This is a genomic window from Burkholderia sp. THE68 (genome assembly GCF_009938265.1).
GTDB lineage: Bacteria > Pseudomonadota > Gammaproteobacteria > Burkholderiales > Burkholderiaceae > Caballeronia.
Genome location: NZ_AP022315.1, coordinates 1,079,585 through 1,092,398, shown reverse-complemented (window position 1 = coordinate 1,092,398; position 12,814 = coordinate 1,079,585). Strand labels below are relative to the sequence as shown.

At 64.2% G+C, this 12,814-nt stretch carries 16 protein-coding genes and 1 tRNA gene; 7 read left to right on the top strand and 10 right to left on the bottom strand.

What is annotated here, in order from left to right:
* The first annotated feature begins 4 nt into the window (after window positions 1-4).
* Window positions 5-1,303, top strand: a complete 1,299-nt coding sequence (locus BTHE68_RS05180) for a DUF3443 domain-containing protein (protein WP_162065424.1) — start codon at window positions 5-7, stop codon at window positions 1,301-1,303.
* 65 nt (window positions 1,304-1,368) lie between these two features.
* Here BTHE68_RS05180 and pcaC read toward each other — a convergent pair whose 3' ends face one another.
* From pcaC to BTHE68_RS05150, 6 genes are read right to left on the bottom strand one after another with little or no spacing between them, the layout of a single operon-like run.
* A complete protein-coding gene (gene pcaC / locus BTHE68_RS05175) occupies window positions 1,369-1,752 on the bottom strand; it encodes a 4-carboxymuconolactone decarboxylase (protein ID WP_162065423.1) in 384 nt (127 codons plus the stop codon).
* Window positions 1,749-2,543: a 3-oxoadipate enol-lactonase gene (gene pcaD / locus BTHE68_RS05170; protein WP_162065422.1), complete on the bottom strand. Its 795-nt coding sequence runs from the start codon at window positions 2,541-2,543 to the stop codon at window positions 1,749-1,751. The genes pcaC and pcaD overlap by 4 nt, the downstream gene beginning before the upstream one ends.
* Window positions 2,544-2,547: 4 nt before the next feature.
* Window positions 2,548-3,915 (bottom strand): 3-carboxy-cis,cis-muconate cycloisomerase, encoded by a 1,368-nt coding sequence (locus tag BTHE68_RS05165; protein WP_162065421.1) that lies wholly within the window; start codon window positions 3,913-3,915, stop codon window positions 2,548-2,550.
* 4 nt (window positions 3,916-3,919) lie between these two features.
* Complete coding sequence (pcaF, locus tag BTHE68_RS05160) at window positions 3,920-5,122, bottom strand: 3-oxoadipyl-CoA thiolase (RefSeq protein WP_162065420.1); 1,203 nt, start codon at window positions 5,120-5,122, stop codon at window positions 3,920-3,922.
* Window positions 5,123-5,155: 33 nt separating this feature from the next.
* A complete protein-coding gene (locus BTHE68_RS05155) occupies window positions 5,156-5,812 on the bottom strand; it encodes a 3-oxoacid CoA-transferase subunit B (RefSeq protein WP_162065419.1) in 657 nt (218 codons plus the stop codon).
* 17 nt (window positions 5,813-5,829) lie between these two features.
* On the bottom strand, window positions 5,830-6,522 hold the full coding sequence (locus BTHE68_RS05150; RefSeq protein ID WP_162065418.1) for a 3-oxoacid CoA-transferase subunit A: 693 nt from the start codon (window positions 6,520-6,522) through the stop codon (window positions 5,830-5,832).
* Window positions 6,523-6,751: 229 nt separating this feature from the next.
* On the opposite strand from BTHE68_RS05150, the gene BTHE68_RS05145 reads away from it, so the two are divergent.
* Together BTHE68_RS05145 and BTHE68_RS05140 are read left to right on the top strand one after the other, a co-directional pair.
* A complete protein-coding gene (locus BTHE68_RS05145; RefSeq protein WP_162065417.1) occupies window positions 6,752-7,570 on the top strand; it encodes an IclR family transcriptional regulator in 819 nt (272 codons plus the stop codon).
* Window positions 7,571-7,584: 14 nt separating this feature from the next.
* Window positions 7,585-8,508 carry a LysR family transcriptional regulator gene (locus BTHE68_RS05140; protein ID WP_162065416.1) on the top strand — a complete coding sequence of 308 codons (924 nt, stop codon included), beginning with the start codon at window positions 7,585-7,587 and terminating at the stop codon, window positions 8,506-8,508.
* Window positions 8,509-8,511: 3 nt separating this feature from the next.
* On the opposite strand, the gene BTHE68_RS05135 is transcribed toward BTHE68_RS05140, so the two are convergent.
* Window positions 8,512-8,910 (bottom strand): DoxX family protein, encoded by a 399-nt coding sequence (locus BTHE68_RS05135; RefSeq protein ID WP_162065415.1) that lies wholly within the window; start codon window positions 8,908-8,910, stop codon window positions 8,512-8,514.
* 103 nt (window positions 8,911-9,013) lie between these two features.
* Between BTHE68_RS05135 and BTHE68_RS05130 the strand changes: the two genes are divergently transcribed.
* From BTHE68_RS05130 to BTHE68_RS05115, 4 genes are all read left to right on the top strand, one after another.
* The gene (locus tag BTHE68_RS05130) at window positions 9,014-9,904 is read left to right on the top strand and encodes a LysR family transcriptional regulator (RefSeq protein ID WP_162065414.1); all 891 of its coding nucleotides are present in this window, start codon (window positions 9,014-9,016) and stop codon (window positions 9,902-9,904) included.
* 237 nt (window positions 9,905-10,141) lie between these two features.
* Complete coding sequence (locus BTHE68_RS05125) at window positions 10,142-10,459, top strand: hypothetical protein (protein ID WP_232077908.1); 318 nt, start codon at window positions 10,142-10,144, stop codon at window positions 10,457-10,459.
* Window positions 10,460-10,562: 103 nt separating this feature from the next.
* Window positions 10,563-10,639 (top strand) — tRNA-Pro (locus BTHE68_RS05120).
* A 338-nt stretch (window positions 10,640-10,977) separates the two neighbouring features.
* Window positions 10,978-11,163, top strand: a complete 186-nt coding sequence (locus BTHE68_RS05115; RefSeq protein WP_162065412.1) for a hypothetical protein — start codon at window positions 10,978-10,980, stop codon at window positions 11,161-11,163.
* Here BTHE68_RS05115 and BTHE68_RS05110 read toward each other — a convergent pair.
* The 3 genes from BTHE68_RS05110 to BTHE68_RS05100 all read right to left on the bottom strand — a co-directional run bounded on the left by BTHE68_RS05110 (window position 11,153) and on the right by BTHE68_RS05100 (window position 12,786).
* Window positions 11,153-11,752, bottom strand: a complete 600-nt coding sequence (locus tag BTHE68_RS05110) for a short chain dehydrogenase (protein WP_162065411.1) — start codon at window positions 11,750-11,752, stop codon at window positions 11,153-11,155. The two genes, BTHE68_RS05115 and BTHE68_RS05110, sit on opposite strands and share 11 nt — an antisense overlap.
* 158 nt (window positions 11,753-11,910) lie before the next feature.
* Window positions 11,911-12,294 carry a MerR family transcriptional regulator gene (locus BTHE68_RS05105; protein ID WP_162065410.1) on the bottom strand — a complete coding sequence of 128 codons (384 nt, stop codon included), beginning with the start codon at window positions 12,292-12,294 and terminating at the stop codon, window positions 11,911-11,913.
* 87 nt (window positions 12,295-12,381) lie between these two features.
* Window positions 12,382-12,786: an integration host factor subunit alpha gene (locus BTHE68_RS05100; RefSeq protein ID WP_162065409.1), complete on the bottom strand. Its 405-nt coding sequence runs from the start codon at window positions 12,784-12,786 to the stop codon at window positions 12,382-12,384.
* Window positions 12,787-12,814 lie beyond the last annotated feature (28 nt).

The following is a 12,814-nucleotide window of genomic DNA, read 5'->3' as shown; positions in this document are numbered from 1 at the left end:
GACGATGAACACCCGCGCCCTTCTCGCGATTCCCGCGCTCGCACTGTGTGCACTCCTTCAAGCCTGTGGTGGTGGCGGCGGTTCCAGCGGCGCCCCCACCGCCGGCTCCAGCAGCGGTTCCGCCGCGCCGGTCCCGCAGGCCAGCGCGCCGCAAACGGCCAGCGCCGCCACGCCCGCGAGCGCGCCATCGGCGCCGGCTGCGAACACCACCGTGCCGCAATCGACGACGCCCAACGTCCAGGTCATCCGCGTCGCCAGCACGCCCACCAACACGCGCAACATGCTGCAAACCAGCGTGACGATCTGCGTGCCCGGCACGAGCACCTGCCAGACCATCGACAACGTTCAGGTCGATACCGGTTCGCACGGCCTGCGCGTGCTGGCGTCCGCGCTCGATCCGTCGATCGCGCTGCCGCTCGTCGCGGGAGGCGGCGAGAACGCGATCGTCGCGGAATGCGCGGTGTTCGGTTCGGGCTATACATGGGGCGCGGTGCGCCAGGCCGATGTCCGGCTCGCCGGCCAAGTCGCGGATTCGACCTCCGTGCAACTGATCGCCGACAGCGCCGCGCCCAGCACCGCGCAGGATTGCAGCCAGTCCGGCCTGCCGATGCTCTCCGCGTCGTCGCTGCGCGGCAACGGGATACTCGGCGTCGGCCCCTTCACCGCCGATTGCGGCGCGGGCTGCGCGACGTCGGCCATGCCGCGCTGGTACTACAGCTGCATCTCGGGCAATTGTGTCGCGAGCACGTTGCCCGTCGCCCAGCAGGTGACGAATCCGGTCGCGAACTTCGCCTCCGACAACAACGGCGTGCTGATCGAGTTGCCCGACATACCGGACAGCGGCGCGGCCACGGTGACCGGCACGATGACCTTCGGCATCGGCTCGCAGTCGAACAACCTGCTCGGCGCCGCGACCGTGCTCAAGTCGAGCTCGCTCACCGGCTACGTGACGACGGACTTCGGCGGCAGTCAGTACGGATCGAGCTTCATCGACAGCGGATCGAACGGCGTCTTCTTCCCGTCGACGACGCTCGCCCGTTGCGGCGCATGGTATTGCCCGACCACGCCGCAGACGATCGCCGCCACGCTCCGCTCGTCGACCGGGGCGCAAAGCGCGGTGAGCTTCACGATCGCGCAGTCGACGGCGTTGTTCGGCACAGGCAACTTTGCCTTCGACAACCTCGCCGGCTCCGCCAGCGGCTTCTTCGACTGGGGCCTGCCGTTCTTCTATGGACGCCGCGTATTCACGGCGCTCGCCGGACGCCCGACGCCCGCGGGCCCGGGACCGTATTACGCGTTCTGAGTCCAAACGCAAAAAAACCGTCTCCGGTGTCCCGGAGACGGTTTCCTGTCGAACTCGTTGCGCGACTACGCCTTGCTTTCCTCGTCGAAAATCTTCTGCGCGAGGTGAAAGGCCGAGTTCGCCGCCGGCACGCCGCAATACACCGCCGTCTGCAACAGCACTTCCTTGATCTCGTCCTGCGTCACGCCGTTGTTCTTCGCGGCGCGCAAGTGCAGCGCGAGTTCTTCGCTGCGGTTCAGCGCGACCATCATCGCGATGGTAAGAAGGCTGCGCGTGTGGCGCGGCAGGCCGTCGCGCGTCCAGATTTCGCCCCACGCATAGCGCGTGATGAAGTTCTGGAATTCGGTCGTCAGTTCCGTGCGGTTCGTGAGCGACCGGTCGACGTGCGCGTCGGACAGCACCGCGCGGCGCACCTTCATTCCGGCTTCGTAGCGTTCGTCGTCGGTCATTGCTGTTCTCCGAGGAATTCGAGGACCGCGCGCGTGTAGTCGTCGCGCTTTTCGATGTTCGACAGATGCGCCGCATCGAGTTCGACGTAGCGCGAGCCCTCGATGTAACCCGCAAGCTCCCGGCCCTGCTCGGCGGTCGTCGACAGATCGTGCGTACCGGCGATCACGAGCACCGGTAACCGGATGGTTTTCGCTTCGCCGCGCAGATCGGCGTCGCGGATCGCCTCGCAGTTCGATGCGTAGCCGTCGCCCGAAGTGTGGCGGAACACATCGCGGATATTCGTGAGTTCGAGCTGCTCGCGCTCGATGAACGGCGCGGTGAACCAGCGCGCGATCACGGCGTCGGTCAGCGCGGGCATGCCGCCCGGCTCGCGCGCCTTCGCCGCGCGCGGCGTCCACACCGCGTCCGAGCCGATCAGCGCGGCGGTGTTCGACAGCACGACGCGCGAGAAGCGCTCCGGATGACGCGCGGCAAGTCCTATGCCGGTCAGCCCGCCCATCGACAGGCCGCAGTAGTTTGCGCGCTCGATCTTGAGGTGATCCATGAGGCCGATCACGTCGCCGATCAGCTGATCGATCGTGTACGGTCCCGGCGGCACGTCCGAATGGCCGTGGCCGCGCGTGTCGTAGCGCACCACGCGGTAATGCTGCGCGAACGCTTCGATGTTCGGCGTCCACATCGAGACATCCGCGCCGAGCGAATTCGACAGCACGAGCCACGGGGCGTCGTCGCCCGCCGTGACATCGATGCGGTAGTGAATCCGCGTTCCGTTCACTTCGGCAAGAGGCATGTTTTTACTGCTCCTGTTTTTTCGAGTTGGCGTTTGCGATGGCGGCGGCGACGAACGCCTGCGCCTGACCGACGTAGTTCGCCGGATCGAGCAATTGCTTCAGTTGATCGTGCGACAGATGACGCGTGACGGTTTCGTTCGCGGCGAGTTCGTCGAACAGCGAGGTGCCGTTCGCGACCGACGCCTTCGATGCGCCCTCGACCAGCTTGTGTGCATCGAGCCGGCCGATGGCGTCGCCGAGCGCGAGCATCACCGCTTCGCCAAGCACGAGGCCATTGGTCACGTTCAGATTCTGCGCGAGGCGTTCGACGTTGACTTCCATCGTCGGGACGATGCCCTTGATGTTCGCGAGCGCGCCCGCTGTCAGACGCGCGAGGTCGGGCAGCGCTTCCCATTCGGCCTGCCAGCCGCCGAGCGCGCGCTCGTGTTCCTGCACCATGCCCGCGAAGATCGTCGCGACGAGATTGGGCGCGCGCGTCGCGGCCGTCAGCACCGCCGCGCAGCCGACCGGATTGCGCTTGTGCGGCATCGTCGATGAACCGCCCTTGCCTGCCGCGGCCGGTTCGGCGACTTCACCGACTTCGGTCTGCATCATCAGCGAGATGTCCCGTGCGATTTTGCCTAGCGTGCCCGTCAGCATGCCGAGGAACGACGCGGCCTCCGCGATGCGGTCGCGCTGCGTGTGCCACGGCAGCGCGGGCAGCGTCAGCTTCAGATCCTGCGCGAGCGATGCCGCAACCGGCAACGCCTGGTCGCGCAGACTCGCGAGCGTGCCCGCTGCGCCGCCGAATTGCAGCACCAGCGCGCGTGAGCGCAACGCGTCGAGGCGCTCACGATGACGCGTCACCGCATCGAGCCATTGCGCGAACTTCAGGCCGAGCGTGATCGGCAGCGCCTGCTGTAGCCAGGTTCGGCCGATCATCGGCGTCTTTTCGTGCGTTTGAGCCTGCGTGACGAGCGCATCGGAAAGTGCGCGTAAATCGGCATCGAGCAGATCGAGCGCCGCGCGCAATTGCAGCACGACGCCCGTATCGATGATGTCCTGACTCGTCGCGCCCCAGTGCACGTACTTCGCCGCTTCGGCGTCGCGCGCCTTCACGACGGCCGTCAGTTGCTTGACGAGCGGAATCGCGAGATTGCCGCCGGCCTGTGCGCCGGCCATCAACGCGTCGGCGTCGATGTTGTCGGCCTGGCACGCGGCGACGATCGCCTCGACCGCGCCCGACGGAATCACGCCATGCAGCGCCGACGCACGCGCGAGCGCGGCTTCGACGTCGAGCATCGCCTGCACGGTCGCGCGCGGCGACCAGATCTCGTTCGCGGCGGCGTTGCCGCAAACGAGATCGGTGAGACGTCCCGTGGATGCGAACATGAGCTCAGACGCGCTCGATGATCATCGCGATGCCCTGGCCCACGCCGATGCACATCGTGCAGAGCGCGAAGCGGCCGCCGGTGCGATGAAGCTGGTAGCTCGCGGTCGTCACGAGCCGCGCGCCCGACGCGCCGAGCGGATGGCCGAGCGCGATCGCGCCGCCGTTCGGGTTGACGCGGGGATCGTCGTCGGCGACGCCGAGCATGCGCAGCGTGGCGAGACCTTGCGACGCGAACGCTTCGTTCAGCTCGATCACATCCATCTGGTCGATGGTCATGCCAAGACGCGCGAGCAGCTTCTGCGACGCCGGGCCCGGCCCGATGCCCATCACGCGCGGCGGCACGCCTGCGGTCGCGATGCCGAGAATGCGCGCGCGCGGCGTGAGGCCGTTGCGCTTCGCGCTGTCCTCGTCGGCGATCAGCATGGCGACCGCGCCGTCGTTGACGCCCGATGCGTTGCCCGCCGTCACCGAACCGTCCGGACGCACGACGCCCTTGAGCTTCGCGAGCGCTTCGAGGCTCGTTTCACGCGGATGCTCGTCCTTATCGACGATGAGCGCGTCGCCCTTCTTCTGCGGAATCGTCACCGCTACGATTTCCTGCGCCAGCGTGCCGTCTTTCTGCGCGCGCGCCGCTTTCTGTTGCGAGTGCAATGCGAACGCGTCCTGGTCGGCGCGGCTGATCTTGTAGTCGTCCGCGACGTTTTCGGCGGTCTCTGGCATCGAGTCGACGCCGTACTGCTTCTTCATCAGCGGATTGATGAAACGCCAGCCGATGGTCGTATCGTGGATCTCGGCCTGACGCGAGAACGCGCTGGTCGCCTTGCCCATCACGAATGGGGCGCGGCTCATGCTTTCGACGCCGCCCGCGATCATCAGGCTCGTCTCGCCCGCCTTGATCGCGCGCGCCGCGACGCCGATCGCGTCCATGCCCGAACCGCACAGGCGGTTCACCGTCGTGCCCGGCGTGCCGACCGGCAGGCCCGCCAGCAGCGCCGACATGCGCGCGACGTTGCGATTGTCTTCGCCCGCCTGATTCGCGTTGCCGTAGATCACTTCCTCGACGGCTTCCCAGTCCACTTCCTTGTTGCGCTCGATGAGCGCGCGCAGCGGCACGGCGCCGAGGTCGTCGGCGCGCACCGAGGAGAGCGAACCGCCGTAACGGCCGATCGGCGTGCGGATCGCATCACATACGAAAGCTTCTTTCATCAGTTGCTCCAGTTCTCTTTTATCTCTCAGGTCTCAGACAGCTTCGGTAAGCGGCGCGTATTGCAGCGGCACCTGCGCCAGCTTCTGCAATTCGTCGAACGACAGACCTTCCACGATCTCGCGCACGACCAGTCCTTCCGGCGTCACATCGAACACGGCGAGGTCGGTGTACACGCGGTTCACGCACTGCACGCCCGTCACCGGATACGAACACTCCGCAACCAGCTTGCTCTCGCCCTGCTTCGTGAGCAGTTCCATCATCACGTAGACCTGCTTCGCGCCGATCGCGAGGTCCATCGCGCCGCCGACTGCCGGAATCGCGTCGGGCGCGCCGGTGTGCCAGTTCGCGAGATCGCCCGTCGCCGATACCTGGAACGCGCCGAGCACGCAGAAGTCGAGATGGCCGCCGCGCATCATCGCGAACGAATCCGCGTGATGGAAATACGCGCCGCCGGTCAACAGCGTCACGTGCTGTTTGCCGGCGTTGATGAGTTCGTCGTCTTCCTCGCCCTTTGCGGGCGCCGGGCCCATGCCGAGCAGGCCGTTTTCGCTGTGCAGGAAGATTTCGCGATCCGCCGCGAGGTGATTGGCGACGAGCGTCGGCACGCCGATGCCGAGGTTCACATACGCGCCTTCGGGAATGTCCGCGGCCACGCGCCGGGCCATTTCGTCACGAGTGAGTTTCTTCATGGCTTTTCGTCCTTCCTTTAAGCAGCGAGTTCGGCTTGATGCACGGCTTGCGGCACTTCCACGACGCGCTGCACGAAGATGCCCGGCGTCACGATGTTTTCGGGGTCCAGCTCGCCGAGCGGCACGACCTTCGACACCTGCACGATCGCCGTTTTCGCGGCGCTCGCCATGATCGGTCCGAAGTTGCGCGCGGTCTTACGATAGACCAGATTGCCCCAGCGGTCGCCCTTGTATGCCTTCACGAGCGCGAAATCCGCGTGCAACGGCGCTTCCAGCACGTAATGCTTGCCGTCGATCACGCGCGTTTCCTTGCCTTCCGCGAGCCGCGTGCCGTAGCCGGTGGGCGTGAAGAAACCGCCGATGCCCGCGCCCGCCGCGCGGATGCGCTCGGCCAGATTGCCCTGCGGCACGAGTTCCAGTTCGATTTCGCCGGCGCGATAGAGCGCGTCGAATACATATGAATCCGTCTGACGCGGGAACGAGCAGATGATCTTGCGCACGCGCTTCGCCTTGAGCAAGGCGGCGAGACCCGTATCACCGTTGCCGGCGTTGTTGTTGACGATCGTAAGCTCGCGCGCGCCCTGCTCGATGAGCGCGTCGATCAGCTCGGACGGCATGCCCGCCGTGCCGAAACCGCCGATCATGATGGTCGCTCCGTCGTTGACGTCGGCGACGGCCGAGGCGAGCGAATCGAAAATCTTGTTGATCATTGCCGTTCTTCTCCAGTCTGAGCGCCGCTTTGGCTTCGCGCGCCCGTCCCGAACTCGGGGTTTACCTGCTCGTAATCAGACTTGCATCGAAATGTTCGATATGCGAACATGGATTCGTTTAGCGAACATCGGCATGGTAGTCCTGCATTCGTTGTCGTGTCAACGAAGCTTCTGCAAACCTCGGGTTTTCACGGAGTCGCCACCGGTTCATGCGTTCATCATCCGCCTTATGAAGAATTCAGCCACGCTCAATCAGGAAGCCGAGTCTCAGGACGCGCCGTCGCGTCCCGGCGATGCCTATGTTCAGTCATTCGCGCGCGGACTCGCGGTGATCCGCTCGTTCGATACGAACCGCCCCGCGCAGACACTGACGGATGTCGCCGGCGCGACGGGTCTCACGCGCGCGGGCGCGCGCCGCATTCTTCTGACGCTGCAGGCGCTCGGTTACGTCGAAGCTGACGGACGGCTCTTTCAACTGACGCCGAAGATCCTCGATCTGGGTTTCGCATATCTGACTTCGATGCCCTTCTGGAATCTCGCCGAGCCGGTGATGGAAGACCTCGTCGAGCAGGTCCACGAAAGTTGCTCGGCGGCCGTGCTGAACGGCGCGGAAATCGTCTATGTGCTGCGCGTGCCGACGCACAAGATCATCACGCAGAATCTGTCGATCGGCAGCCGCCTGCCCGCGTTCTGCACGTCGATGGGCCGCGTGCTGCTCGCCGCGCTCGACGAAGCGCGCCTCGACGAAGCGCTCGATTCGAGTTCGCTCGTCGCGCGCACGCCGCGCACCATCGTCGACAAGGACGCGCTCAAGGACGCGATAGCCGCCGTGCGACGTCAGGGCTGGGCGATCGTCGATCAGGAACTGGAGGAAGGACTGATTTCGATGTCCGCGCCGATCCGCGACCGGCAAGGCCGCGTGATCGCGGCGCTGAACATCAGCGGCAATGCGCAGCGCAAGAACGCGAAGCAGATGGTGAAGGCGTTTCTGGAGCCGCTTCAGGACGCGGCGCAGCGCGTGTCCGACATGGTCGCGCGGCGCGGATGACGGCGCATCACGCCATGAACGACCTCGATCTGAATCTGATTCCGTACCTCGTCGCGATCGAGGAGACGCGCAACGTCAGCCGCGCCGCCGAACGGCTCGGCGTGAGCCAGCCGCGCGTGTCGACCGCGCTTGCGCGCCTGCGCGAGTACTTCAACGATCCGCTGTTCGTGCGGACTTCGCGCGGCATGGAGCCGACGCCGCGCACCCTCGCGCTCGTGCCGGCGGCGCGTGAGGCGTTGGCGCGCATCGAGCGCGGCCTGCTCGACCGGCAGCACTTCGATCCGTCGATGAGCACGGAGACGTTCTCGATCGCGCTATCCGATGTCGGCGAAATCGTGTTCCTGCCGAGGCTTCTGCAAGCGTTCGCGAGAGAAGCGCCGAATGCGAACTTGCGCTCGGTGTCGGTGTCGCACGGGGATGTCGAGCGCGGGCTCGAAGCCGGTGAAATCGATCTCGCCGTTGGCTATTTTCCGGACTTGCGCGGCAACAATTTCTTTCAGCAGCGGCTCTTCTCGCACCGCTTCATCTGCCTGATGCGGCGCAATCATCCGTTCGCGAACGAGCCGCTCACGCTGGAGCGCTTCATGGAATGCGGCCACGCGGTCGTGCGCGCCGAGGGCCGCAGTCAGGAAATCCTCGAGAATTTTCTCGACAAGGAGCGCGTGCGGCGTCGTGCGGTGCTGGAAACGCCGCATTTCATGAGCCTGCCGTTCATCCTGTCGCGCACCGATCTGATCGCGACCGTGCCGCATGCGATCGGCTTCGCGTATGTGGCCGAGCATGCGTCGATCACGCTGGCCGAGCCGCCGCTCCCGTTGCCGCGCTTCGATCTGAAGCAGCACTGGCATCGCAAGTTTCACAACGACGCGCGTACGGTGTGGCTGCGGGGCATTGTTGCGTCGCTGTTCAACGACGAGCTCGATGAGTGGCCCAAGTGAGTGTCAACGGCGATTGTCGATGCTCCACGCGCCCGGCCCCGCCGCCGCGATGAACAGATAGATGAACGAGAGCAGCACAGCCGGCTCGCCCTGGTTCAGCAGTGGCAGGAAGAAATGCCCGCTCGGCGCGTGTCCGATGAAATACGCAAACGCCAGTTCGCCCGACAGCACGAACGCGGCCGCGCGCGTGAAGAAACCGATCAGGACCAGCACCCCGCCGACCAGCTCGATGATTCCCGCCGCGCCGAGCAGCGAGAAGAGCGGCAGGCCATCGAACATCGCGATGTGGGGAACGTGAAAGAGCTTCGCGCTCGCGTGCGTGAGCAACAGATACGACGCAACGATGCGCAACAGAGCGTGAGCGTAGCTCGCTAGCGAAGCAAAGCGGTCTTGGGCAGACATGGCAAGACTCCCGTAAAGGTGGATTGCCGCCAGTCTATGCAGACATGGACGGTCGATAAATCCGGTTAATATTGGCGCTTTATTTCCAGCCAGGAAATTATCGATGGACGCACTGACCAGCTTGCGCGTATTCCGCGAAGTCGTCGAAGCAGGCAGCTTCGTCAAGGCCGCCGAGCGCCTCGACATCTCCACTGCGATGACGAGCAAGCATGTCGCCAATCTGGAACGCCAGCTGGGCGTGCGCCTGCTCAACCGCACCACGCGCCACCTCAGCCTCACGGAAGCCGGCAACGTCTACTACGAGCAATGCAGCGAGGCGCTCGATATTCTGCAAGCCGCCGAAGCCGCCGTCGGCGTGCAGACCGCGCAGCCGCAGGGCGTGCTCAAGGTGACCGCACCTGGCTGGTTCGCCAATCGGACCTTCGCGGATCTGCTCGTCGCGTATCAGGCGCGCTATCCCGGCGTGCTCGTCGACCTGCGGCTGGAGAACCGCTTCGTCGATCTCGTCGAAGAAGGCTACGACATGGCGATCCGCGCGACCTCCGAGCCTTCGCCTTCGCTTATCGTGCGGCCCCTGTGCAAGATGCCCTTCGTGCTCGCGGGCTCGCGCGCGTATCTGGAGCAGCACGGCAAGCTGCGCCATCCCGACGATGTCGCGCGGCATCGCTTCGTGTTGCCGACCTACACGAACATCGACTCGGTGACCCTGACCGGCCCGGACGGCGCGTTCATCGTCAAAAATCAGGCCGTGCTCAAGACCAACGATACGTCCATGGCGCTGCAACTCGTGCGCGCCGGACTCGGGCTCGCGTACTTTCCCGCGTGGATCGTCGAGCCCGAACTGGCGTCGGGCGCGCTCGTGCGCGTGCTGCCAAACTACACGGCATTCGCGCCGTCCGTGTACGCCGTGTACACGAGCCGAAAATATATGACGACGAAGGTGCGGACCTTCATCGACTTCCTGTCCGAGTCGCTCGCCGATCGGCCGATGTGATTAGGATTACTCTTATTCTAGAGCCGTGTTCTGCGTGTGATCATCGCGTCCGCTTCCGGATCGGGCGCTCGAGACGCGACAAAAAATTTCATCTCGCGCGCCACCGGGATCGTTCCCGTTACCCGCACGCGAGGCTCGCGCGATATGGATTTTCCCTGGCTTCCCCTGGCATTCAATCTGACTTTGCTGGGGCTGGCGCTGTTCATTTGCCGCACGTTGAATGCCAGTCGAGGCAGCTTGACGTGGAACGGCGCGCTGCTGTTTCTGGTCCTGTGTCTCTCGGCGATGCTGCTCGACTTCACGCTGACGATGATCTTCGCGACCGCGGGCTTCAATGCGCGCACCACGTACGACAGCTTCGGATCGCGGATTGCGTGGAGTGAGCGCATTCTGACGTATCTGATTCCCTGCGCGATATCGCTGCTGCTGGCACTGCGGTTCCGCAGACGACAGCGTTTCGCGCGCGAGCTTGCGGGTGGCGTGAACAAGTCGGATCGTGAAGGGTCGGTGCAGATTCAGACGTCGCCTTATTCGCAGTCGGAGCTGACGCTTTGACGCATCGGCTTTGACCCATCGCGAGTGAATTTGCCGTGAGCAACGGCAAAATTGTTCGAAGCAGTTCTACTATTCGTTTCGGTCTGATATACTTTTGCTCTTTCGGGGCGTAGCGCAGCCTGGTAGCGTACCTGCATGGGGTGCAGGTGGTCGGAGGTTCAAATCCTCTCGCCCCGACCAGAATTGAAAGGCTCTCCGGCTTCTGGCCGGAGAGCCTTTTTCTTTTTCGCCGGCCAGAGTATCAAGCGCGATCTTTTCGTTGAAGTCCTTTATTCAGACGTTAGAACGCGAAAAAACACTTGTGCGTCAGTCAGTTAAGCTCTAATCTTAACGTGACACATAAGGAACGGCGCCCAATGCCTTCGTCTGTCTCAGCGCCCGCGCAAGCGCGGCGCACCCGAACCGACCGAACTTCCTCTGCCTTGCGCAAGGAAGTCTCGAGATGGTTCGTTCCGGCGAGCCGCGCGCGCGTCACCCGTTTCGGGCGTATCTATCCTGGCGGAAGCCGCTACGTATGCGTGAGCGCGCCCAAACCCGGCGGCTTCTTCGCGCTGTACTTCTTTCATCACGGCGCCGGCGACTGGCGCATCTATCCACCGTGGGGCGTCGGGCCGAGCATCGTCTACTGGTCGGTCAAGGCGAAGCTGCCGGCGTCGCAGGCGGCCGGTCCAAAGAAGCGCTTCCGCGTCGGGATCAAGCCTTAGCTGCAAGCAGCGTCTGGCCCGTCATCGTTTCATCGACGGCGCGCTTGTACACCTTCGCCACATCGGCGGCCTCGATGCCTTGCGATGCATCCTTGCCCATCGAAGCCAGCGTCTCCGCAACCCAGCCCGGACTCACGACATTCACGCGCAGCTTGCCCTGCAGTTCGAGCGCGGCCACGCGCACGAAACCTTCCACGCCTGCATTGACGATACTCACGGCCGCGCTGCCGACCATCGGTTGCTGCGCGAGCGTGCCGCTCGTCAGCGTGACGGACCCGCCATCGTTCACATGACCGATCGCGCAGCGCACCAGATTCACCTGCCCCATCAGCTTGTTCGTGATGCTGAACGCATAGTCATCGTCGCCGAGCGAGTCGAGCGGCGCGAACTTCGCCGCACCGCCGACACTCACGACCGCGCCGACCTTCCCGACCTTGTCATACATCGCGACGATGCTCGCCTTGTCCGACAAATCGACTGCGATGTCGGAGCCTTTGCGGCTCGCGGTGATGACATCATGCTCGGGGTCGAGAATCCGTTTGATCTCCGTGCCCAGCATGCCGGTTGCGCCAATGAGCAGCACTCGCATAAGCCCTCCTGAATCGACATGAAAGGCCGCGGCGGGCGCGCCCGGCGCGGCAACGAGGAACTATGCTACTGCCGTCTCGGCACGCGTGCAGCGCGTCGTCCGGACGAAAAAAATGCCGCGACGAATCGCGGCATGGCTTGCGTGGATCGAAGAGACGCTCATCCACCGAGGAGGTCGATCACCTGAAGAATATCCTTGCGCAGTTGATCGACATCGACGCCCGGTTGCGCTTGGCCCGACGCTTGCGCTTCGGCATCCATCTCGGCTTCATCGCTGATGGCGCGCCCCTGTGAATCGAGCCGGTTGCGCGCCCCGTTGATGGTGAAGCCCTGCTCGTACAGCAACTCGCGGATCCGGCGAATCAGCAAGACTTCGTGATGCTGATAATAGCGGCGATTGCCGCGCCGCTTGACCGGCCTCAGCTGCGTGAACTCCTGTTCCCAATAGCGCAGCACGTGCGGCTTGACGCCGCACAACTCACTGACTTCCCCGATCGTGAAGTAACGCTTGGCGGGGATCGGAGGCAAGACGACTTTTTCCATCGTCGATCAACCATCTTATAAGTGATGTCGATTGAAGCGCGGTGGCAAGCGATGCGGCACACCGGTCTTTAGCGTGCCGCCGGGACTTCAGCGAGTGAGATCGGACTCCGCTCCCGTTTCGACCAGCGCCTTCAGCTTCTGACTTGCATGAAACGTGACGACCCGCCGCGCGGCGATAGGAATGGCCTCGCCCGTCTTCGGATTGCGGCCCGGACGTTGAGGCTTGTCGCGCAACTGAAAATTGCCGAAGCCGGACAGCTTGACGCTCTCTCCGCTCTCCAGCGCATCGCGGATGACTTCGAAGAAAGCTTCGACCATGTCCTTGGCTTCGCGCTTGTTCAAACCAACGTGGTCGAACAGCATCTCCGCGAGTTCGGCTTTGGTGAGCGTCGGCGTGTCGCCGTTCGCGCTCGAGGTCTGGGTATCTCGGGTCATGGCGCTACGCTGCGCCGAAAGAAGGGCTTCGAAATCACTCGAGTTCATTTGGTTCATATCGGTAAAACGGCGCTTGCCATGTTGA

Coding starts and splice junctions, on each gene's coding strand:
- BTHE68_RS05180 (WP_162065424.1), top strand. CDS start 5: ATGAACACCCGCGCCCTTCTCGCGATTCCCGCGCTCGCACTGTGTGCA.
- pcaC (WP_162065423.1), bottom strand. CDS start 1,752: ATGACCGACGACGAACGCTACGAAGCCGGAATGAAGGTGCGCCGCGCG.
- pcaD (WP_162065422.1), bottom strand. CDS start 2,543: ATGCCTCTTGCCGAAGTGAACGGAACGCGGATTCACTACCGCATCGAT.
- BTHE68_RS05165 (WP_162065421.1), bottom strand. CDS start 3,915: ATGTTCGCATCCACGGGACGTCTCACCGATCTCGTTTGCGGCAACGCC.
- pcaF (WP_162065420.1), bottom strand. CDS start 5,122: ATGAAAGAAGCTTTCGTATGTGATGCGATCCGCACGCCGATCGGCCGT.
- BTHE68_RS05155 (WP_162065419.1), bottom strand. CDS start 5,812: ATGAAGAAACTCACTCGTGACGAAATGGCCCGGCGCGTGGCCGCGGAC.
- BTHE68_RS05150 (WP_162065418.1), bottom strand. CDS start 6,522: ATGATCAACAAGATTTTCGATTCGCTCGCCTCGGCCGTCGCCGACGTC.
- BTHE68_RS05145 (WP_162065417.1), top strand. CDS start 6,752: ATGAAGAATTCAGCCACGCTCAATCAGGAAGCCGAGTCTCAGGACGCG.
- BTHE68_RS05140 (WP_162065416.1), top strand. CDS start 7,585: ATGAACGACCTCGATCTGAATCTGATTCCGTACCTCGTCGCGATCGAG.
- BTHE68_RS05135 (WP_162065415.1), bottom strand. CDS start 8,910: ATGTCTGCCCAAGACCGCTTTGCTTCGCTAGCGAGCTACGCTCACGCT.
- BTHE68_RS05130 (WP_162065414.1), top strand. CDS start 9,014: ATGGACGCACTGACCAGCTTGCGCGTATTCCGCGAAGTCGTCGAAGCA.
- BTHE68_RS05110 (WP_162065411.1), bottom strand. CDS start 11,752: ATGCGAGTGCTGCTCATTGGCGCAACCGGCATGCTGGGCACGGAGATC.
- BTHE68_RS05105 (WP_162065410.1), bottom strand. CDS start 12,294: ATGGAAAAAGTCGTCTTGCCTCCGATCCCCGCCAAGCGTTACTTCACG.
- BTHE68_RS05100 (WP_162065409.1), bottom strand. CDS start 12,786: ATGAACCAAATGAACTCGAGTGATTTCGAAGCCCTTCTTTCGGCGCAG.